At 56.2% G+C, this 19,316-nt stretch carries 21 protein-coding genes; 12 read left to right on the top strand and 9 right to left on the bottom strand.

Annotated elements, in window-relative coordinates; all coding sequences use genetic code 11:
* Positions 1–42: 42 nt before the first annotated feature.
* The 4 genes from AC4ICF_RS16290 to yfcG form a co-directional block, all read right to left on the bottom strand.
* A complete protein-coding gene (locus AC4ICF_RS16290; RefSeq protein WP_316379325.1) occupies positions 43–552 on the bottom strand; it encodes a GNAT family N-acetyltransferase in 510 nt (169 codons plus the stop codon).
* Between the two features lie 44 nt (positions 553–596).
* Positions 597–1,490: a TIGR01777 family oxidoreductase gene (locus AC4ICF_RS16285; RefSeq protein WP_116338538.1), complete on the bottom strand. Its 894-nt coding sequence runs from the start codon at positions 1,488–1,490 to the stop codon at positions 597–599.
* A 13-nt stretch (positions 1,491–1,503) separates the two neighbouring features.
* Positions 1,504–1,872: a dihydroneopterin triphosphate 2'-epimerase gene (gene folX, locus AC4ICF_RS16280; protein WP_116338540.1), complete on the bottom strand. Its 369-nt coding sequence runs from the start codon at positions 1,870–1,872 to the stop codon at positions 1,504–1,506.
* A gap of 74 nt (positions 1,873–1,946) precedes the next feature.
* Positions 1,947–2,576, bottom strand: coding sequence for a GSH-dependent disulfide bond oxidoreductase (gene yfcG, locus AC4ICF_RS16275; protein WP_116338542.1), 630 nt, complete (start codon positions 2,574–2,576; stop codon positions 1,947–1,949).
* Between the two features lie 139 nt (positions 2,577–2,715).
* Here yfcG and yfcF point away from each other — a divergent pair, with 139 nt between their 5' ends.
* From yfcF to yfcD, 3 genes are read left to right on the top strand one after another with little or no spacing between them, the layout of a single operon-like run.
* Positions 2,716–3,360 carry a glutathione transferase gene (gene yfcF, locus AC4ICF_RS16270; protein ID WP_116338544.1) on the top strand — a complete coding sequence of 215 codons (645 nt, stop codon included), beginning with the start codon at positions 2,716–2,718 and terminating at the stop codon, positions 3,358–3,360.
* 55 nt (positions 3,361–3,415) lie between these two features.
* Positions 3,416–3,967 carry a phosphodiesterase gene (gene yfcE, locus AC4ICF_RS16265; protein ID WP_316379326.1) on the top strand — a complete coding sequence of 184 codons (552 nt, stop codon included), beginning with the start codon at positions 3,416–3,418 and terminating at the stop codon, positions 3,965–3,967.
* Between the two features lie 55 nt (positions 3,968–4,022).
* Positions 4,023–4,589, top strand: a complete 567-nt coding sequence (yfcD, locus tag AC4ICF_RS16260) for an NUDIX hydrolase YfcD (RefSeq protein WP_006811396.1) — start codon at positions 4,023–4,025, stop codon at positions 4,587–4,589.
* 3 nt (positions 4,590–4,592) lie between these two features.
* Here yfcD and AC4ICF_RS16255 read toward each other — a convergent pair whose 3' ends face one another.
* On the bottom strand, positions 4,593–5,612 hold the full coding sequence (locus AC4ICF_RS16255) for a LacI family DNA-binding transcriptional regulator (RefSeq protein ID WP_316379328.1): 1,020 nt from the start codon (positions 5,610–5,612) through the stop codon (positions 4,593–4,595).
* Positions 5,613–5,844: 232 nt separating this feature from the next.
* Between AC4ICF_RS16255 and AC4ICF_RS16250 the strand changes: the two genes are divergently transcribed.
* From AC4ICF_RS16250 to AC4ICF_RS16230, 5 genes are all read left to right on the top strand, one after another.
* Positions 5,845–6,288: a PTS sugar transporter subunit IIA gene (locus tag AC4ICF_RS16250; RefSeq protein WP_316379329.1), complete on the top strand. Its 444-nt coding sequence runs from the start codon at positions 5,845–5,847 to the stop codon at positions 6,286–6,288.
* Between the two features lie 80 nt (positions 6,289–6,368).
* Entirely contained in the window at positions 6,369–6,641 is a 273-nt protein-coding gene (locus AC4ICF_RS16245) for a PTS sugar transporter subunit IIB (RefSeq protein ID WP_116338550.1), read from the top strand.
* 21 nt (positions 6,642–6,662) lie between these two features.
* On the top strand, positions 6,663–8,054 hold the full coding sequence (locus AC4ICF_RS16240) for a PTS ascorbate transporter subunit IIC (RefSeq protein WP_491466107.1): 1,392 nt from the start codon (positions 6,663–6,665) through the stop codon (positions 8,052–8,054).
* Positions 8,051–8,881 carry a transketolase gene (locus AC4ICF_RS16235; protein ID WP_316379331.1) on the top strand — a complete coding sequence of 277 codons (831 nt, stop codon included), beginning with the start codon at positions 8,051–8,053 and terminating at the stop codon, positions 8,879–8,881. The genes AC4ICF_RS16240 and AC4ICF_RS16235 overlap by 4 nt, the downstream gene beginning before the upstream one ends.
* Complete coding sequence (locus AC4ICF_RS16230; RefSeq protein ID WP_316379332.1) at positions 8,874–9,827, top strand: transketolase family protein; 954 nt, start codon at positions 8,874–8,876, stop codon at positions 9,825–9,827. Before AC4ICF_RS16235 ends, AC4ICF_RS16230 begins: the two co-directional genes overlap by 8 nt.
* A 110-nt stretch (positions 9,828–9,937) precedes the next feature.
* Here the strand turns inward: AC4ICF_RS16230 and pta are convergent, their stop codons facing one another.
* Together pta and ackA are read right to left on the bottom strand one after the other, a co-directional pair.
* On the bottom strand, positions 9,938–12,079 hold the full coding sequence (gene pta / locus AC4ICF_RS16225; protein WP_116338558.1) for a phosphate acetyltransferase: 2,142 nt from the start codon (positions 12,077–12,079) through the stop codon (positions 9,938–9,940).
* A gap of 76 nt (positions 12,080–12,155) precedes the next feature.
* Entirely contained in the window at positions 12,156–13,358 is a 1,203-nt protein-coding gene (gene ackA / locus AC4ICF_RS16220) for an acetate kinase (protein WP_116338560.1), read from the bottom strand.
* A gap of 337 nt (positions 13,359–13,695) precedes the next feature.
* On the opposite strand from ackA, the gene yfbV reads away from it, so the two are divergent.
* The 4 genes from yfbV to AC4ICF_RS16200 all read left to right on the top strand — a co-directional run bounded on the left by yfbV (position 13,696) and on the right by AC4ICF_RS16200 (position 17,317).
* Positions 13,696–14,151: a terminus macrodomain insulation protein YfbV gene (gene yfbV / locus AC4ICF_RS16215; RefSeq protein WP_061097539.1), complete on the top strand. Its 456-nt coding sequence runs from the start codon at positions 13,696–13,698 to the stop codon at positions 14,149–14,151.
* 92 nt (positions 14,152–14,243) lie between these two features.
* Positions 14,244–14,738 carry a YfbU family protein gene (locus tag AC4ICF_RS16210; RefSeq protein WP_163330273.1) on the top strand — a complete coding sequence of 165 codons (495 nt, stop codon included), beginning with the start codon at positions 14,244–14,246 and terminating at the stop codon, positions 14,736–14,738.
* Positions 14,739–14,749: 11 nt separating this feature from the next.
* A complete protein-coding gene (locus tag AC4ICF_RS16205) occupies positions 14,750–15,409 on the top strand; it encodes a sugar phosphatase (RefSeq protein ID WP_316379333.1) in 660 nt (219 codons plus the stop codon).
* Between the two features lie 75 nt (positions 15,410–15,484).
* Complete coding sequence (locus tag AC4ICF_RS16200; protein WP_116338566.1) at positions 15,485–17,317, top strand: SLC13 family permease; 1,833 nt, start codon at positions 15,485–15,487, stop codon at positions 17,315–17,317.
* Positions 17,318–17,399: 82 nt separating this feature from the next.
* Here the strand turns inward: AC4ICF_RS16200 and yfbR are convergent, their stop codons facing one another.
* Both yfbR and alaA read right to left on the bottom strand, forming a co-directional pair.
* Positions 17,400–17,999 carry a 5'-deoxynucleotidase gene (gene yfbR / locus AC4ICF_RS16195; RefSeq protein WP_316379334.1) on the bottom strand — a complete coding sequence of 200 codons (600 nt, stop codon included), beginning with the start codon at positions 17,997–17,999 and terminating at the stop codon, positions 17,400–17,402.
* Positions 18,000–18,093: 94 nt separating this feature from the next.
* Entirely contained in the window at positions 18,094–19,308 is a 1,215-nt protein-coding gene (gene alaA, locus AC4ICF_RS16190) for an alanine transaminase AlaA (protein ID WP_111962578.1), read from the bottom strand.
* Positions 19,309–19,316: the final 8 nt, after the last annotated feature.

Here is a 19,316-nt window from a genome sequence, read left to right as displayed (position 1 = left end):
CCTTTCTCCCTCTCCCTTTGGGAGAGGGCCGGGGTGAGGGCCTCAGGCTGCACCACATTCCAGCCGATACACCCAGTCGTCATAACGCACGCCGTCAATCTCATACGCCTTTTCCAGCACCTGCGTGCGCACAAAACCGGCTTTCTCCAGCACCCGCACGGATCCGCTGTTATCCGCCAGCACGTACGCGTTAATCGCTCTCACGCCGGTCTGGTTAAACGCATAGTCACACACCGCGCGCAGCGCCTCACTGGCGATACCTTTTCCCTGCGCCGCAGGCACAACCGTGTAGCCGATGTCCGCCTCTGCACGATTCTCCTGACTGATTTGCAGGCCGATATCCCCCAGCGGCGTATCTTCATTCAGAAAGCGGACCACGAAGACATGCTCCGCCATCAGGCGTGCGGCAAACACGCGTCGGGTCTCTTTTTCGGGAGCAATCGCGGCCATATAGCGCATGATGTCGCGGTTTTCGCGCAGCGAGCGGAAGAACGCCCAGTCTGAGGGTTCGAAAGGGGTGAGGTGAAGCCGGGGAGTGGTGATGGTTGCCATTGTTACGCCATTTCATCGGAACATGGCGTATCACTGTAACATATTCACCGCACCACATCCCCCAGCGCCTCTTCTAAATCATACCAGCGAAACGCAAACCCGGCCGCCTCCAGCCTTTTCGGCAGCGCGCGCTGGCCGCCCAACACCAGCACGGACGCTTCGCCCATCATCAGGCGAATCGCCGTCGCAGGTACGCGTAAAATCGCCGGGCGGTGCAGGGCATGCCCCAGCGCATGGGCAAACTGTTCATTGCGTACCGGATACGGCGCAACCATATTAAACGGCCCGCGCAGATCGTTATCCAGCAGCCAGATAATGCCGTTCACCATATCGTCGATATGGATCCAGGCCAGGTACTGACGGCCGTTGCCGATCGGCCCGCCGAGCCCCAGCCTAAAGGGCGGAAGCATTTTACCCAGAATGCCGCCTTTCGGCGCAAGCACCACACCGGTACGCAGCAGGCAGACGCGGGTCTTATCGCTCTGCGCCGCGCAGGCGATGCGCTCCCACTGGGCGCAGAGTTTATGGGTAAACTCGTTGTGGGGCGGCTCCTCTTCGGTTACCACCACTTCACCAAGATCGCCGTAATAGCCCGTCGCAGAACCTGAAATCAGCACCGACGGCGGCGTGTGGCTGTTGCGAATCAGCTCAACCAGCTTTTCGGTAATATTCCAGCGGCTGCTGCACAACCGCTGTTTCTGCTCTTCGGTCCAGCGCTTATCAGCGATGGGTTCGCCTGCAAGGTTGATGACGGCGTCAAAACCGTCCAGATTCTGCCGATCGGCCAGCCCTTTCCAGATATCGACCCCTGCTCCCAGCACCTGACGCGCTTTTTCCGGGCTGCGCGTCACCACGGTGACATCATGATGCAGCGCCTGCAGGCGGGCAATGAGATGGCGACCAATCAGGCCTGTACCGCCAGTCAGCAAAATCTTCATACAACCTCCAGGTTTACCCCTGGCGTCGCCAGCTTAACGTCATGGAGACGGAGTCGGCATAGCGCAGGGCGTGAAGTTTATCGATCTCTACTTCAGCATAAGTGACCCAGTCATGGTCGCGTGCGATATCGAGCACATCCTGAGTTAATTTCTCCAGCAGCGAGAAGCGGTTGTTTTCCACGTACTGAATGATGTTTTTGGTTATCGTGCGATAGTTCAGCGCGTCGTTGATGTCTTCGCTGGCCCGCGCTTTGTCTGCCGGGTAGTGGATAACCACATTAATAACAATATCCTGACGGTTGGCAATCTCTTCCTCTTTGATACCAATGAACGTGCGCAAGCGTAAATTTTTTATCCGAATAATAGCGTCTGGCTGTGACATTGCAGGTCATCTCCGTGTCAGTATTTCCGCCCATAATACATGAGAGCCTCGCAGGCACCCAGCTTCCTACAAGGTTAAATTTGCTGGATTTTTTGCATCGCGCGTTCGGTGGCCGGGCGGGTCCGGATACGCTCAAACCAGTTATTCACCGCCGGGTAAGACGCTAAGTCAATTCGGTGTTTATCATGCGTATTTACCCACGGCCAGCAGGCAATATCGGCAATGCTGTAATGGTCGCCCCCGAGCCACGGCGTTTTCTCCAGCCGCTGGTTCAGAACGCCGTAAAGACGCTGGGTTTCAACCTGATATCGCTCGATGGCGTAAGGAATGGTCTGCGGCGCGAAGGCGGTGAAGTGGTGGTTCTGCCCCAGCATCGGCCCAAAGCCGCTTGACTGCCAGAAAAGCCACTGCAGAGTGTGGTGACGCTCGCGCAATTCACCGCTCAGCAGCTTGCCGGTTTTCTCCGCCAGATAAAGCAAAATTTCGCCGGATTCAAACAGGCTCAGCGGCCTGCCTCCGTCCGCTGGCTGGCTATCAATAATGGCCGGAATTTTATTGTTCGGCGAGATAGCCAAAAACACAGGGTTGAACTGTTCGCCTTTGCTGATATCCACGCGAATGATCCTGTAATCCAGTTCGGCTTCTTCGAGAAAGAGGGTGATCTTATGGCCGTTTGGAGTAGGGGCGTAATAAAGGTCAATCATTTTCAACTCCTGTCAGTCGAATAGTAGTGCCATGACAAATGAGTATAGGTGGTGGTTGTAAATCGTGAGTTTTCATCAAGTGACAGAGACGCAAAGAGATTATATGTTGAGTAAAAACCGATCAGCCGATGAGGATGTTATGAACCAGCCCGTAATTACGTTGTGGTCCGATGCAAATTTCTTTTCTCCCTACGTCATGAGCGTATACGTTTCGCTGGCCGAAAAGGGACTCTCCTTTACGCTGAAGACCGTCGATCTCGACGGTGGTGAACATCTCAAACCCCAGTGGCAGGGTTACGACCTGACGCGACGCGTGCCGGTGCTGGAGATCGATGGCTTTGCGCTGAGCGAATCGTCGGCAATTGATGAATATCTGGAAGATCGTTTTGCGCCGCCTGAGTGGGAGCGCATCTATCCTCACGATCTGCAAAAGCGCGCCCGCGCGCGGCAGATCCAGGCGTGGCTGCGTAGCGACCTGGTGCCGATTCGCGTCGAACGCTCCACGGATGTCGTGTTTGCCGGTGTGAAAAAGCCGGCGCTCAGCGCAGAAGGCGTCGACAGCGCGCAAAAGCTGATTGAAACCGCCACCTCGCTGCTCGCTCACGGTAATCCGAACCTGTTCGGTGAATGGTGCATTGCCGATACCGATCTGGCGCTGATGCTGAACCGTTTGATTCTCAACGGCGATGAGGTGCCTCAACTGCTGGTGGATTATGCGGCGTTCCAGTGGCAGCGGGCCTCCGTACAGCGCTATGTGGCACTCTCCGCTAAGCGCGCGGGCTGATAAGCCCTGACGCTTCAGGTATGATAAGGGCAGTTTTTTTACCTGGGAGTGACGGATGAAACTGATGTTTGCGTCGGATATCCATGGATCGCTGCCCGCGACCGAGCGAGTGCTTTCTCTGTTTTCGCAAAGCGGGGCGCAATGGCTGGTGATTCTGGGGGATGTGTTAAATCATGGGCCACGCAATGCGCTGCCGGAAGGCTATGCCCCTGCGCAGGTGGCGGAGAAGCTCAACTCCTTTGCCTCGCGCATTATCGCCGTGCGCGGCAACTGCGACAGCGAAGTGGACCAGATGCTGCTCCATTTTCCTCTTACCGCGCCGTGGCAACAGGTGCTGCAGGAAAACTGTCGGCTGTTCCTGACGCATGGGCATCTTTTTAGCCCGGACAATCTCCCTGCGCTCGCGGCTGGCGATGTCCTGGTTTACGGTCATACTCATATTCCGGTTGCTGAAAAACGCGGTGAGATCTATCACTTTAACCCGGGGTCGGTCAGCATCCCGAAAGGCGGATATGCTGCGAGTTATGGCATGCTGGATGGAAATACCCTGAGCGTTATCGCACTTAATGATCAGCAAGTTATTGCGCAGGTAGCGATTAATCCGTAAGTTACACCACAACTGCAAACGCGCCGAAAGAGCGCTTAGACGAGAAGGTTTCCCGATGGTGGAGCAGAATCATTTGGCAAGTACTGAATGGGTTGACATTGTCAGCGAAGAAAATGAAGTGATCGCACAGGCGAGCCGCGAACAAATGCGTGCAGAGCGCCTGCGTCACCGCGCAACGTACATCGTTGTGCATGACGGCATGGGCAAAATTCTGGTCCAGCGCCGCACGGACACTAAAGATTTTCTTCCGGGTATGCTGGATGCCACCGCGGGTGGCGTCGTGCAGGCCGATGAAGTGCTGCTGGATTCCGCGCGTCGTGAAGCGGAAGAAGAGTTAGGCATCGCCGGGGTGCCGTTTGCCGAGCACGGTCAGTTCTATTTCGAAGACGAGCATTGCCGCGTCTGGGGCGGACTGTTTAGCTGTGTGTCCCACGGGCCTTTCGCCCTGCAGGAAGAGGAAGTAAGCGAAGTCTGCTGGATGACGCCGGAAGAGATTACTGCCCGCTGCGACGAGTTCACGCCAGATTCATTAAAGGCGCTGGCGCTGTGGATGACCCGCAACGCCAAAAACGAATCCGCTAAGCCGGAAAACAAAGCGGAAAAAGAGGAAGAAGCTGAGTAAGCCTTAACAGCTTTCCCGCAGGCACAGGCTGGACGCGATGGGTTTTTGGTCGCGCCAGTCTCCGTCATTCAGACGTTCCAGTAGCGCTTTTCCTGCCTCAATCCCAATCTTACGATGCGGTACCGCCATCGTCGTCAGCGGCGGCTGGCAAACGCGGCTCACGTCGCTATCACCAAAGCCCACGACTGCCAGATCGTCCGGGACTTTAATGCGTCGACGCTGACACTCATACAGCGCGCCACAGGCCAGCTCGTCTGATACGCACACCAGCGCATCCAGTTCCGGCCACGCCAGCAGGAACTCTGGCAGCTGTGCCGCGCCGGTCGAGAAGCTCGGCGGCATCGCCGCGTTAATCACCCGGTTCGGCGACAGATGATGGCGCAGCATCGCCTTGTACCAGCCCTGCAAATGCTGCTGGAAAATCCACTGCTCCTGGTTGGCGCACAGCAGGCCAATATTTTGGTAGCCGCGCCTGATCACCATTTCCGTCAGCTCAAACATGGCCGCCACGTTATCGATCCCGATATTCATATCGATCGGATCGGCGCGCATAGCACCCATCTCCATCACCGGAATCGACGAATTTTTCAGCCAGTGGCGAACGGTGTCGGTGTGCTCGACGCTGAGTAAAATCGCGGCGGCGATATTCGACGCCAGCAGCGTTTCGAGCAGTTTCTCTTCCTGTTCAAGACGATGCTGGGACTCAGCCAGCATGATCTGGTATCCGGCCGGCTGCAGCACCTGCTGCAGCCCGGCAAACATCTCTGAACAACCGGCTTCGGAAAGGTTGGGAACAACCATCGCAATCGTCCATGACGACGCCGATGCCAGTGCGCTGGCGGCGAGATTGGGCATATAGCCCAGTTCCTGCACCGCAGCTTCAATTTTTTCACGCAGTTTATCGGAAACCTGTTCAGGCGTGCGGAGTGCACGGGAGACGGTCATCGTGCCGACTCCGGCAAGCTGTGCGACATCAGCGAGCGTGACTTTTCCGGTACTGCGCCGTTTTCGGGTTAAAGACATACACCTTCCTGCTGACCAGACGCGTTCTTTTTCCTTCATTTCAGGTGACAGGCAGTATACGCCTTAAATCCCTTTTTTTGCTGTGATTTCACACGATGATGACAATTTGATAGCGCTATCACACTTCTGCATGTTAGTTATTGGTAGCGCTATCTTTGTGATCGCGATCGCAGTCAATGATTGATGGGTTGAATAAAGTTTGCCCATCTTTAGCGTTTAGCGGGAGGGAAAAATGCTCAAAAAGTGGATATATGATACAACCATTACGCTGCAGGATAGCGTTGAAAGCTGGCCGCAGGCGCTGGAGATGTGCGCGAAACCGCTGCTGGATCTGCAGGTGATTGCACCGGAATACGTGACGGCAATCATTCAGCAGCACCATACGTTAGGACCCTATTATGTGCTGGCACCAGGGCTGGCCATGCCGCATGCGCGGCCGGAGGAGGGCGCCAAAGGACTGGGCTTGTCATTACTAAAACTAAAACAGGGCGTCTCTTTTGGTGCCGGAGAGTTTGACCCTGTCGATCTGATTATTATGCTCGCGGCACCGGATAAACATAGCCATATTGAAATGATATCCGCACTCGCAGAACTATTTTCCAGCGACGAGGATATGGAGAAATTACATCAGGCGAATACCCTGGAGGATATTAAAACCATTATTGACCGCTTCTGATTTAATTCTTTAATCCGATTCTTCCCAACATTACGCGCCAGCGTGATGGGGCGTGCTCTACTCAAAATAAGGGGACAACAATGAAAATCATGGCTATTTGCGGTTCTGGCCTGGGCAGCAGTTTTATGGTCGAAATGAACATTAAAAAGGTGCTCAAAAAGCTGGACATTGACGCCGAGGTTGAACACTCCGATCTCTCCTCCGCCACGCCGGGCGCGGCGGACCTGTTCGTGATGGCGAAAGACATTGCGGCAAGCGCCAGCGTGCCGGAAAGCCAGCTGGTAGTGATCAACAACATCATTGATATCAACGAACTCGAAGCGCAGCTGCGCGCCTGGTTCGACAGACAATAACCCTGATAAGGCGAGGTGGATATGTTTATCCTTGAAACGCTGAATTTCGTTGTCGATATTTTAAAAGTCCCTTCGGTGCTGGTGGGGTTAATTGCGTTAATTGGTCTTGTTGCGCAGAAAAAATCTTTTTCAGATGTCGTAAAAGGCACAATTAAAACGATTCTCGGCTTTATTGTGCTGGGCGGCGGCGCCACGGTGCTGGTGGGGTCGCTAAATCCCTTAGGCGGCATGTTTGAGCACGCCTTTAATATCCAGGGCATTATTCCTAACAATGAAGCGATAGTGTCGATAGCCCTGGAAAAATACGGTGCCTCGACCGCGCTGATCATGACCTTCGGCATGGTGGCGAATATTGTCGTCGCGCGCTTTACCCGTCTGAAGTACATATTTCTGACCGGGCACCACACGTTTTATATGGCGTGCATGATTGGCGTGATCCTCACCGTGGCGGGCTTTGAGGGCGTGGGGCTGGTGTTTACCGGCTCACTGATCCTCGGCCTGATTATGGCGTTCTTCCCGGCCATTGCGCAGCGCTATATGAAGCGTATTACCGGCAATGATGAGATTGCATTTGGCCATTTCGGTACGCTGGGCTACGTGCTGTCCGGCTGGATTGGCAGCAAAGTCGGCAAAGGCTCCCGCTCCACCGAAGAGATGAACCTGCCGAAGAACCTGAGCTTCCTGCGCGACTCTTCGATCTCCATCTCCCTGACCATGATGATTATCTACCTGATCATGGCGGTGAGCGCCGGACGCGAGTATGTCGAGTCGACCTTCAGCGGCGGTCAGAACTACCTGGTATACGCCATCATCATGGCGATCACCTTCGCGGCGGGCGTGTTCATCATCCTGCAGGGTGTGCGCCTGATTCTGGCAGAAATCGTCCCGGCCTTTACCGGCTTCTCGGAAAAACTGGTCCCGAACGCGCGTCCCGCGCTGGACTGCCCGGTGGTCTATCCCTATGCGCCAAACGCGGTGCTGATTGGCTTCCTGTTCAGCTTCCTGGGGGGGATTGTGGGGTTAATCATCTGCGGCCAGTTCAACTGGGTGCTGATCCTGCCGGGCGTGGTGCCGCACTTCTTCACCGGCGCGACGGCGGGCGTGTTCGGTAACGCCACGGGCGGACGCCGCGGGGCAATGATAGGCGCTTTCGCCAACGGCCTGCTGATCACCTTCCTGCCGGTTCTGCTGCTGCCGGTACTGGGCGCGATTGGCTTTGCTAACACCACCTTCTCGGATGCCGATTTCGGCGCGGTCGGCATTGTGCTGGGTAACCTGGCGCGCTTCCTGTCGCCGCTCGCCATCACCGGGCTGGTTGTGGCGCTGTTCGCACTGCTGGTGGCGTACAACGTCTTCGCGAAAAATAAACCTGCTGGCGGTAACGCGCAGGAAAACACCGGAGCCAAATCATGAATGAGAACGAGATAACTGAACTGGCGCGCCAGATCCGCCTTGAGACGCTGAAATCGCTGACGCAGCTGGGCTTTGGGCACTACGGCGGCAGCATGTCGGTGGTCGAAACCCTGGCCGTGCTGTACGGCGCGGTGATGAAGATCGACCCGGCGGATCCGGACTGGCCGGAGCGCGACTATTTTGTGCTGTCGAAGGGCCATGCGGGCCCGGCGCTCTACAGCACCCTGGCGATTAAGGGCTACTTCCCGATGGAGGAGCTGAGCACCCTGAACCAGAACGGCACGCGTCTGCCAAGCCATCCGGACCGCCTGAAAACGCGCGGCGTGGACGCCACCACCGGCTCGCTCGGGCAGGGGATCTCCATCGCTGGCGGCATGGCGCTGTCGCACAAGCTCGCGGGGCGGCCGAATCGGGTCTTCTGCATCGTCGGTGACGGCGAGCTGAACGAGGGTCAGTGCTGGGAAGCCTTCCAGTTTATCGCCCACCATCGCCTCAACAACCTGACGGTGTTCGTCGACTGGAACAAACAGCAGCTCGACGGCGAGCTGGACGAGATCATCAGCGCGTTCGACCTGGAAGGGAAGTTCCGCGCCTTTGGCTTTGACGTAGTAACGGTGAAGGGGGATGACGTCCCGGCGCTGCTGGAGGTGACCTCAAGGGTACCGGAGGCCGATGCACGTCCGCGGGTGGTGATCCTCGACAGCATCAAAGGGCAGGGGGTGCCGTACCTGGAACAGCTCAGCAACTCGCACCACCTGCGGTTGACCGCGGAGAGCAAAGCGGCCCTCAACGAGACGATTCGCCAACTGGAGGCTTCACATGATTAAGGTTGCACCGGCAGGACAGAAAGACGCCGTTGAGATGCGTAAGGTCTACGCGGGCTTCGTAGCAAAGCAGATTGAGGCCGGCAGCGAGATTATCGCCCTGGAAGCGGATCTGATGAGCTCAATGGCGATGGACGGCGTAGCGCGCGATTATCCGCAGCACGTGATTAACTGCGGCATTATGGAGGCCAACGTTATTGGCACCGCGGCGGGGCTGTCGCTCACCGGGCGTAAGCCGTTCGTTCATACCTTCACCGCGTTTGCCAGCCGCCGCTGCTTCGACCAGCTGTTTATGTCCCTGGACTACCAGCGTAACAACGTGAAGGTGATTGCTTCAGACGCGGGCGTGACGGCCTGCCACAACGGCGGGACGCACATGTCGTTCGAAGATATGGGCATCGTGCGCGGTCTGGCGCATTCGGTGGTGCTGGAGGTCACAGACGCGGTGATGTTCGAGGACGTGCTGCGTCAGCTTATCGACCTCGAAGGCTTTTACTGGGTGCGCACTATCCGCAAGCAGGCGCCGAGCGTCTATGCGCCGGGCTCGACCTTTACCATTGGCAAAGGCAACGTGCTGCGCGAAGGCTGCGATATCACGCTGATTGCCAACGGCATCATGGTGGCGGAGGCGCTGGAGGCGGCGCGCCAGCTAGAGCAGGAGGGGGTCAGCGCGGCGGTCATCGACATGTTTACCCTGAAGCCTATCGACCGAATGTTGGTGAAAAACTACGCCGAGAAAACCGGGCGCATCGTCACCTGCGAAAACCACAGCATTCACAACGGCCTCGGATCCGCGGTGGCGGAAGTGCTGGTGGAAACCTGCCCGGTGCCGATGCGTCGGGTGGGCGTTAAGGAGCGCTACGGTCAGGTTGGGACGCAGGATTTCCTGCAGAAGGAATATGGTCTTACTGCGCATGACATTGTGTCGGCGGCGAGAGAGCTGCTTTAAATAAAAAAGGCGACCGGTTATGTGGTCGCCTTTTTTGCCGGATGGCGCTTCGCTTATCCGGCCTACAAAACCATAGGCCCGGTAAGCGCTAGCGCCACCGGGCTTTTTAACTACTGCTGCTGCGAAGACTGGATCGCCGTCAGCGCGATGGTGTAGACGATATCGTCAACCAGAGCACCGCGGGACAGGTCGTTCACAGGCTTGCGCATACCCTGCAGCATTGGCCCGATGGAGATCAGGTCTGCTGAACGCTGTACCGCTTTGTAGGTGGTGTTACCGGTGTTCAGATCCGGGAAGATGAACACGGTCGCGCGACCTGCAACCGGCGAGTTCGGCGCTTTGGATTTCGCAACGTCAGCCATTACTGCGGCGTCGTACTGCAGCGGGCCGTCGATCATCAGATCAGGACGTTTTTCCTGCGCAATGCGGGTCGCTTCACGCACTTTCTCTACGTCGCTACCTGCACCAGAGGTGCCGGTGGAGTAGGAGAGCATCGCTACGCGCGGCTCGATACCGAAAGCGGTCGCGGAGTCTGCGGACTGGATAGCGATCTCAGCCAGCTGTTCTGCGGTAGGATCCGGGTTAATTGCGCAGTCGCCGTAAACGTAAACCTGTTCAGGCAGCAGCATGAAGAACACGGAAGAGACCAGAGAGCTGCCCGGTGCCGTTTTGATTAGCTGCAGCGGTGGGCGGATAGTATTCGCGGTGGTGTGAACCGCACCGGAAACCAGACCGTCAACTTCGTCCTGCTCCAGCATCAGCGTGCCCAGCACCACGTTGTCTTCCAGCTGCTCGCGCGCAACGGCTTCGGTCATGCCTTTGCTCTTACGCAGCTCAACCAGACGGGCAACGTAGCTTTCGCGAACCACTTCAGGGTCAACGATTTCGATGCCAGTGCCCAGCTCAACGCCCTGAGACGCCGCTACGCGGTTGATCTCATCCGGGTTGCCCAGCAGCACGCAGGTCGCGATGCCGCGCTCTGCACAGATGGCAGCCGCTTTAACGGTACGTGGTTCGTCGCCTTCTGGCAGCACAACGCGTTTGCCCGCTTTACGCGCCAGCTCGGTCAGCTGGTAACGGAAGGCAGGTGGAGACAGGCGACGGCTGCGCTCAGAGGTGGCAGTCAGGGATTCGATCCAGTCTGCGTTGATGTAGCCAGCAACGTATTCCTGAACTTTCTCGATACGCTCGTGGTCATCAACCGGCACTTCAAGGTTGAAGCTCTGCAGGCTCAGGGAGGTCTGCCAGGTGTTGGTGTTCACCATGAAGACCGGCAGGCCAGTGGCGAACGCGCGTTCGCAAAGCTTGCTCACGCGTGGGTCCATCTCGTAGGCACCGGTCAGCAGGATGGCGCCAATTTCCACGCCGTTCATCGCCGCCAGACACGCTGCAACCAGCACGTCAGGACGGTCAGCGGAGGTCACCAGCAGGGAGCCTGCGCGGAAGTGTTCCAGCATGTGCGGAATGCTGCGCGCACAGAAGGTCACGGACTTCACGCGGCGTGTGTTGATATCGCCTTCGTTAACGATGGTAGCGTTCAGGTGACGCGCCATATCGATTGCACGGGTGGCAATCAGATCGAAGCTCCATGGCACCGCGCCCAGAACCGGAAGCGGGCTGGATTCCTGCAGCTTAGCCGGGTCAACTTTGATGACTTTCGCTTTGGAAGAGTCGTCGAAGATTTCAGACAGGTCAGGGCGAGTACGGCCCTGCTCATCCACTGGCGCGTTCAGTTTGTTGACGATCACGCCGGTGATGTTGGTGTTTTTCGCACCGCCGAAGCTGCTGCGCGTCAGTTCGATACGCTCGTTCAGCTGTTCCGGGGTGTCAGTGCCCTGAGACATTACGAAAACGATCTCTGCGTTCAGGGTTTTCGCGATTTCAAAGTTCAGAGACTGGGCAAACTGGTGTTTGCGGGTAGGAACCAGACCTTCTACCAGCACCACTTCTGCGTCTTGCGCGTTAGCGTGGTAGTTAGCGATGATCTCTTCCATCAGCACGTCTTTCTGGTTGCTGGAGAGCAGAGACTCGACGTGGCTCATCTTCAGCGGTTCAGCCGCTGGCAGATTGGAGTTTTTGCGAACGATGGTGGTCGTCTGGTCTGGCGCATCGCCACCGGCACGCGGCTGGGCGATTGGCTTAAAGACGCTCAGACGAACGCCTTTGCGTTCCATAGCACGGATCACGCCAAGGCTGACGCTGGTCAGGCCGACGCTGGTTCCGGTAGGGATCAGCATAATAGTACGGGACACGGTTTATCCTCTTTCGTTACCGCCGATATTGGGCGGGTTACAAAACAGCACCGCCAGCATTGCTGGCGGTGTGGAATCAGGCAGTCAGGCGATGCGCGTCTTGCGCGATGACCAGCTCTTCGTTAGTTGGAATAACGATTGCCGGACGGGTGCCTTCTTTGTTGATGAAACCAGACTTGCCGAAGCGAGCAGCCAGGTTACGCTCGTGATCAACGTCGAAGCCCAGAACGCCCAGTTTGCCCAGGGACAGTTCACGAACCATTGCCGCGTTCTCACCGATACCGCCGGTGAAGATCACCGCGTCCAGACGACCGTCCATCAGTGCAGTGTAAGAGCCGATGTACTTCGCCAGACGGTGGCAGTAAACGTCCATTGCACGTTTAGCGTCAGCTTTCTCAGCGTAGTTGTCTTCAACATAGCGGCAGTCGCTGGTGACTTCGGTCAGACCCAGCAGGCCAGACTCTTTGGTCAGCATTTTGTTGATATCGTCAACGCTCATGCCCAGGGTGTCGTGCAGGTGGAAGATGATCGCCGGGTCGATGTCACCGGAACGGGTACCCATCACCAGACCTTCCAGCGGGGTCAGACCCATGGAGGTATCAACACATTTACCGTTGCGGATAGCAGAAACAGAACCACCGTTGCCCAGGTGGCAGGTGATGATGTTCACTTCTTCAACAGGTTTGTTCAGGATTTTTGCGGCTTCCTGAGTCACATAGAAGTGGCTGGTGCCGTGCGCGCCGTAGCGACGTACGCCGTGCTCTTTGTACAGGCTGTACGGCAGGGCATAGAGGTAAGACTCTTCCGGCATGGTCTGATGGAACGCGGTGTCAAACACGGCCACGTTTTTGTCTTTCAGATTCGGGAAGGACTTCAGCGCTTCAGCGATACCAATCAGGTGCGCCGGGTTGTGCAGCGGAGCAAAAGAGGCAGAGTCTTTGATGCCCTGGATAACAGAGTCGTCGATCACGACGGAGCTGGTGTATTTTTCGCCGCCATGGACGATACGGTGACCAATCGCAGTCAGCTGAGCAGACAGTTCTGGTTTTTGTGCCAGAATAGTGTTAACGATAAAGTTCAGCGCTTCACTGTGAGCGGCGCCTGCACCTAAAGCCGCTTCTTGTTTGCTGCCGTCCATCTTCCACTTGATACGTGCTTCAGGCAGATGGAAACATTCGGCCAAACCAGAGAGGTACTCGTCACCGTTGAGCGCATCGATGATGGCGAATTTCAGTGAGGAGCTACCGCAGTTCAGAACCAGTACTAACTTACTCGACATGGAAGTACCTATTATTGATACGTGGCTAAAAAAACGTCAGTGAGTCTAACAGCGTAACGCATGATGACTCAGACATTTATGATTAACATCATGGCAAACGAACATTCTGGCATGATGAAAGAAATAACTATGATTTTATGCCATTTTGCACAATTTTCAGCCAATGGCATAATATGCGATAATTTGACGAGTTAATGCTTCTCGTCTACGGCCCTATCAGGCTGGCACAGGATACCCGATACGGGGTAGCGATGACAAAATATTTTGAACGTTGTCATAGCCTGTTGTGGTTTTGCACAAAAATTTTAATTTTTATATGTGAAGTTGAGGTACAGCCATGTCGACACCCGAAATCCCGTCCGTGAACTTTTTCAGTCTGTTTCGTCGGGGACAGCATTACGCAAAGACGTGGCCAATGGAAAAGCGCCTTGCGCCAATGTTTATTGAGAATCGCACCATCCGCGCTACGCGCTATGCGATTCGCTTTATGCCTCCGGTTGCCATCTTTACCCTGTGCTGGCAAATCGCCCTCGGTGGACAGCTTGGCCCTGCCGTCGCGACGGCGCTCTTCGCGTTAAGCCTGCCGATGCAGGGGCTGTGGTGGTTAGGTAAACGCTCCATCACGCCGCTTCCGCCTTCTATTTTACACTGGTTTTATGAAGTGCGTGGAAAACTGGAGGAGGCCGGGCAGGCGCTGGCCCCGGTTGAAGGCAAGCCGGATTACCAGGCGCTGGCGGACACGTTAAAGCGTGCTTTTAAGCAGTTGGATAAAACATTCCTCGATGACTTGTGATTGATCATCGAAACGACTAACAAAAGAAGGCACAGTAACAAACCGTTACCGTGTCTTTTTTTTACAGTGCAATGCGCTACAGGAGTCGAAAGATGGAAATGACCCATGCTCAACGTCTGATTTTGTCTAACCAGTACAAGATGATGACTATGCTTGATCCCGATAACGCTGCGCGCTACAGCCGCCTGCAGACCATCGTCGAACGAGGGTTCGGTTTGCAAATGCGTGAACTGGACCGCGAATTTGGCGAGCTGAAAGAAGAAACCTGCCGCGTCGTGATCGACATTATGGAGATGTACCACGCCCTGCATGTGTCCTGGACGAATCTCAAAGACCAGCAGTCCATTGACGAACGCCGCGTCACCTTCTTAGGCTTTGATGCAGCGACGGAAGCGCGCTATCTGAGCTACGTGCGCTTTATGGTGAACACCGAAGGGCGTTACACCCACTTTGATGCGGGTACGCACGGTTTCAACGCCCAGACCCCTATGTGGGATAAATACCAGCGTATGCTGAGCGCGTGGCACGCCTGCCCGCGCCAGTACCATTTAAGCAGCAACGAAATTCAACAAATTATTAATGCCTGACGGAGGTGCGTGTGCAGTGTAAAGGTTTTCTGTTTGATTTGGACGGTACGCTGGTGGATTCGCTGCCGGTTGTGGAGCGCTCGTGGTGCCACTGGGCCGACCGGCACGGCATCGATCATCAGGACGTGCTGAATTTTATCCATGGCAAACAGGCCATTACCTCTTTGCGGCACTTCTTAGCGGGGCGTTCTGAGGAGGAGATCCAGGCGGAGTTCAAATACCTGGAGCAGATTGAGGCCACCGATACCGAGGGCATTACCGCGCTGCCCGGGGCGCGCGAACTGCTTGAGCATCTGAATGAAGCGCATATCCCGTGGGCGATTGTTACCTCCGGCTCTGTTCCGGTCGCTCATGCCCGCCATAAGGCGGCTGGCTTACCGAAGCCAGAGGTGTTCATTACGGCAGAGCGCGTCAAACGCGGCAAGCCGGAGCCGGATGCGTTTCTGCTTGGTGCAGAAATGCTGGGCTTCGCGCCTGCAGAGTGCGTGGTGGTGGAAGATGCGGCCGCTGGCGTGCTGGCCGGGCTGAACGCCGGTAGCCGCGTCATTGCCGTAAACGTTCCGGCGGGGTCCCCACGCCTGGACGAGGCTGACTTTGTGATTAATTCCCTGACGGCGCTGGCGGTGTCAAAAGCACCCGATGGAGTTGTAACCGTCTCGCTAAAAATGTAATCCCATGATATAGCCCCACGCTGCTGGGGCTTTTTTATGGCAGAATTTCTCATCTTCAACTGACAAGGATAGGTTGTGAACGGTGAACTGATCTGGGTTCTGAGCCTGCTTTTAATCGCCATTATTCTCTTCGCCACAGGCAAGGTGCGCATGGATGCCGTTGCCCTGTTTGTCATTGTCGCGTTTGTGCTGAGCGGCACGCTCACGCTACCGGAAGCCTTCTCCGGGTTCAGCGACCCCAACGTTATCCTGATTGCCGCCCTGTTTATCATCGGCGACGGCCTTGTGCGCACCGGCGTGGCAACCATCATGGGCGCGTGGCTGGTCAAGGTGGCCGGCAGCAGTGAAACCAAAATGCTGATCTATCTGATGCTGACGGTCGCCGGTCTGGGGGCATTTATGAGCTCAACGGGCGTGGTCGCCATTTTTATCCCGGTGGTGCTGAGCGTCTCCATGCGGATGCAGAGCTCGCCGTCGCGCCTGATGATGCCCCTGAGCTTTGCCGGTTTGATCAGCGGTATGATGACGCTGGTGGCGACGCCGCCGAACCTGGTCGTCAACAGCGAGCTGCTTCGGGAAGGATTTCAGGGCTTCAGCTTTTTCAGCGTCACCCCGCTTGGGCTGGTGATTCTGGCGATGGGCGTGATCTATATGCTGCTGACCCGTTTTGCCCTGAAAGGCGACAAACAGGATAAGAACAAAGAGGGGTGGAAGCGACGTACCTTCCGCGATCTGATCAGGGAGTACCGTCTCTCCGGGCGGGCGCGGCGTCTGGCCATTCGCCCCGGCTCGCCGATGGTTGGCCAGCGGCTCGACGACCTTAAGTTGCGCGAGCGTTATGGCGCGAACGTAATTGGCGTAGAGCGCTGGCGCCGTTTTCGCCGGGTGATCGTCAACGTTAACGGGGTGTCGGAATTTCGGGCGCGAGACGTTCTGCTGATCGATATGTCTACCGCGGAGGTGGATCTGCGTGAGTTTTGCAGCGAACAGCTGCTGGAGCCGATGGTGCTGCGCGGCGAGTATTTTTCCGATCAGGCGCTGGATGTGGGCATGGCCGAAGTGTCGCTGATACCGGAATCGGAACTGTTGGGTAAAACCGTGCGTGAAATGGGGTTCCGTACCCGCTATGGCTTGAACGTCGTGGGGCTGAAGCGTGATGGCGTGGCGATGGAGGGGGCCGTCGTCGATGAGCCGATCCTGCTGGGCGATATCTTTCTCGTCGTCGGCAACTGGAAGCTGATAAGCCAGCTCGGACAAAAAGGACGTGATTTTGTGGTGCTCAACATGCCGGTCGAAGAGAGCGATGCGTCACCGGCGCACAGCCAGGCACCGCATGCGATTTTCTGTCTGGTGCTGATGGTGGCGCTGATGCTGACCGATGAAATCCCTAATCCGGTCGCGGCCATTATCGCCTGCCTGCTGATGGGGAAATTCCGCTGTATTGACGCCGAAAGCGCGTATAAAGCCATTCACTGGCCGAGCATTATTCTTATCGTTGGGATGATGCCTTTTGCCCTCGCACTGCAAAAAACCGGCGGGGTGGATCTGATCGTAAAAGGCTTGATGGACGTGGGCGGTGGGTATGGTCCGTACATGATGATGGTCTGTCTGTTTGTCATGTGCGCCACGATCGGGTTGTTTATCTCCAACACCGCGACGGCGGTGCTGATGGCGCCTATTGCGCTGGCGATGGCGAAATCCATGGGCGTGTCGCCGTATCCGTTTGCGATGATGGTCGCGATGGCGGCGTCCGCGGCGTTTATGACGCCGGTTTCTTCGCCGGTTAACACGCTGGTGCTGGGGCCGGGGAATTATAAGTTCAGCGATTTCGTGAAGCTGGGCGTGCCGTTCACCGTACTGGTGATGGTGGTGTGCGTGGTGTTAATTCCGGTTTTATTCCCGTTCTGAGAACATCGCCGGGTGGCGGCTGCGCCTTACCTGGCCTACATGACGCGTAGGCCCTGCAAGCACAGCGCCGCTGGGCAAATAGTTAAAGCGGTGAATCCTGGCTAATCTCGTCCAGCGACAGATGGAAGCTCGGTACAAATACCTGCATGAAATAGTCCATCTCTTCGCTGCGGCGGGATTCCAGCGTTTTTTCCAGACGCGTTTTAGCCAGTAAAAACTCATTATTGCCCGCAGACAGCTCTTCCAGACACTTCAGATAGGCGCACAGCGCGTCGGCCTGCTTGACCAGCGACTTTTCCTCTTCCGAATACTGATGCTCGTCGATGAGCGGTTCAAAGATATCGCGCAGCTCTTCGGGCACCATCTCGATAAGCTTATGCTGGGCAATCTTCTCGATAGCCTTATATTCCTGTGCAATCTGCGAGTTGAAATATTTCACTGGCGTAGGCAGGTCGCCGGTCAGCACCTCTGATGCGTCGTGGTACATCGCCAGCAGAGCGATGCGCTCGGCATTCACCTGCCCGTTAAATTTGCGGTTCTTAATGGCAGCCAGCGCATGAGCGACCATAGCAACCTGCAGGCTGTGCTCAGACACGTTCTCTGTACGTACGTTGCGCATTAGCGGCCAGCGGTTGATCAGTTTCAGGCGGGAGAGGTGGGCAAAGAAATGGCTCTGACTCATAGGTTACCTTTTGTCTTCACTGCGACAGGACTTCATTGTGCGGGGAGGGGAGGGAAGATGCAAATCAGGCTACCGAAGTAGCCTGATTTTAAGATTACTGATGGTACCCAGAGAGGAATCGCCCGAAGCGGCTGATGGCCATTTCGAGATCGTCTTCGCGCGGCAAGGTTACGATACGCACGTGGTCCGGCCACGGCCAGTTAAACGCCGTCCCCTGAACCAGCAGCACTTTTTCCTGCAGCAGGAAATCGAGCACCATTTTCTGATCGTCATGAATATTGAAGCGCTTCGCGTCGATTTTAGGGAACATATACAGCGCCCCGTTCGGCTTCACGCAGGAGACGCCCGGAATATCGTTGATCAGTTCCCATGCGCGGTTACGCTGTTCGTACAGGCGACCGCCAGGGACAATAAACTCGCTGATGCTCTGGTATCCGCCCAGCGCCGTCTGGATCGCGTGCTGCGCAGGCACGTTAGCGCAAAGACGCATCGACGCCAGCATCTCAAGCCCTTCAATATAGCCTTTAGCGTGTTTTTTCGGGCCGTTCAGCACCATCCAGCCCTGACGGAAACCGGCCACGCGGTAGGTTTTAGACAGGCCGTTGAAGGTGACGGTCAGCAGGTCCGGGGCCAGCGCGGCGATAGAGTGGTGTTGTGCCGCGTCATAGAGGATCTTGTCGTAGATTTCGTCAGCGAAGATGATCAGGTTGTGCTGGCGGGCGATCTCCACGATCTCCATCAGCAGCTCTTTTGAATAGACCGCACCCGTTGGGTTGTTCGGGTTGATGATCACAATCCCACGCGTGCGAGGCGTGATTTTCGCGCGAATGTCATCCAGATCCGGGAACCAGTCAGAAGATTCGTCGCAAAGATAATGTACCGCTTTACCGCTGGAGAGTGATACGGCAGCCGTCCATAGCGGGTAGTCCGGCGCGGGAACCAGCATTTCGTCGCCGCTGTTCAGCAGCGCCTGCATGGCCTGAACGATCAGTTCGGAGACGCCGTTGCCAATGTAAATATCTTCGACGGTAACGTCACGCATACCGCGCGCCTGGTAGTGCTGCATAATGGCTTTACGTGCCGAGTAAAGTCCCTTTGAATCGCAATAGCCTTGTGCCGTAGGCAGGTTGCGGATCACATCAACCAGAATCTCATCCGGCGCGTCAAAACCAAATGGCGCGGGGTTACCAATGTTGAGCTTCAGAACCTTATTGCCTTCTTCTTCAAGGCGTTTTGCCTCTTTCAGAACCGGGCCACGGATGTCATAACAGACGTTATCTAGCTTGCTGGATTTTTCGATAGGGGACATGAACCTTT

The organism is Enterobacter sp. ECC_219_Taxon_10, from assembly GCF_058354905.1.
This window is presented reverse-complemented; position numbering and strand designations above follow the sequence as displayed.

Coding starts and splice junctions, on each gene's coding strand:
- AC4ICF_RS16290 (WP_316379325.1), bottom strand. CDS start 552: ATGGCAACCATCACCACTCCCCGGCTTCACCTCACCCCTTTCGAACCC.
- AC4ICF_RS16285 (WP_116338538.1), bottom strand. CDS start 1,490: ATGAAGATTTTGCTGACTGGCGGTACAGGCCTGATTGGTCGCCATCTC.
- folX (WP_116338540.1), bottom strand. CDS start 1,872: ATGTCACAGCCAGACGCTATTATTCGGATAAAAAATTTACGCTTGCGC.
- yfcG (WP_116338542.1), bottom strand. CDS start 2,576: ATGATTGACCTTTATTACGCCCCTACTCCAAACGGCCATAAGATCACC.
- yfcF (WP_116338544.1), top strand. CDS start 2,716: ATGAACCAGCCCGTAATTACGTTGTGGTCCGATGCAAATTTCTTTTCT.
- yfcE (WP_316379326.1), top strand. CDS start 3,416: ATGAAACTGATGTTTGCGTCGGATATCCATGGATCGCTGCCCGCGACC.
- yfcD (WP_006811396.1), top strand. CDS start 4,023: ATGGTGGAGCAGAATCATTTGGCAAGTACTGAATGGGTTGACATTGTC.
- AC4ICF_RS16255 (WP_316379328.1), bottom strand. CDS start 5,612: ATGTCTTTAACCCGAAAACGGCGCAGTACCGGAAAAGTCACGCTCGCT.
- AC4ICF_RS16250 (WP_316379329.1), top strand. CDS start 5,845: ATGCTCAAAAAGTGGATATATGATACAACCATTACGCTGCAGGATAGC.
- AC4ICF_RS16245 (WP_116338550.1), top strand. CDS start 6,369: ATGAAAATCATGGCTATTTGCGGTTCTGGCCTGGGCAGCAGTTTTATG.
- AC4ICF_RS16240 (WP_491466107.1), top strand. CDS start 6,663: ATGTTTATCCTTGAAACGCTGAATTTCGTTGTCGATATTTTAAAAGTC.
- AC4ICF_RS16235 (WP_316379331.1), top strand. CDS start 8,051: ATGAATGAGAACGAGATAACTGAACTGGCGCGCCAGATCCGCCTTGAG.
- AC4ICF_RS16230 (WP_316379332.1), top strand. CDS start 8,874: ATGATTAAGGTTGCACCGGCAGGACAGAAAGACGCCGTTGAGATGCGT.
- ackA (WP_116338560.1), bottom strand. CDS start 13,358: ATGTCGAGTAAGTTAGTACTGGTTCTGAACTGCGGTAGCTCCTCACTG.
- yfbV (WP_061097539.1), top strand. CDS start 13,696: ATGTCGACACCCGAAATCCCGTCCGTGAACTTTTTCAGTCTGTTTCGT.
- AC4ICF_RS16210 (WP_163330273.1), top strand. CDS start 14,244: ATGGAAATGACCCATGCTCAACGTCTGATTTTGTCTAACCAGTACAAG.
- yfbR (WP_316379334.1), bottom strand. CDS start 17,999: ATGAGTCAGAGCCATTTCTTTGCCCACCTCTCCCGCCTGAAACTGATC.
- alaA (WP_111962578.1), bottom strand. CDS start 19,308: ATGTCCCCTATCGAAAAATCCAGCAAGCTAGATAACGTCTGTTATGAC.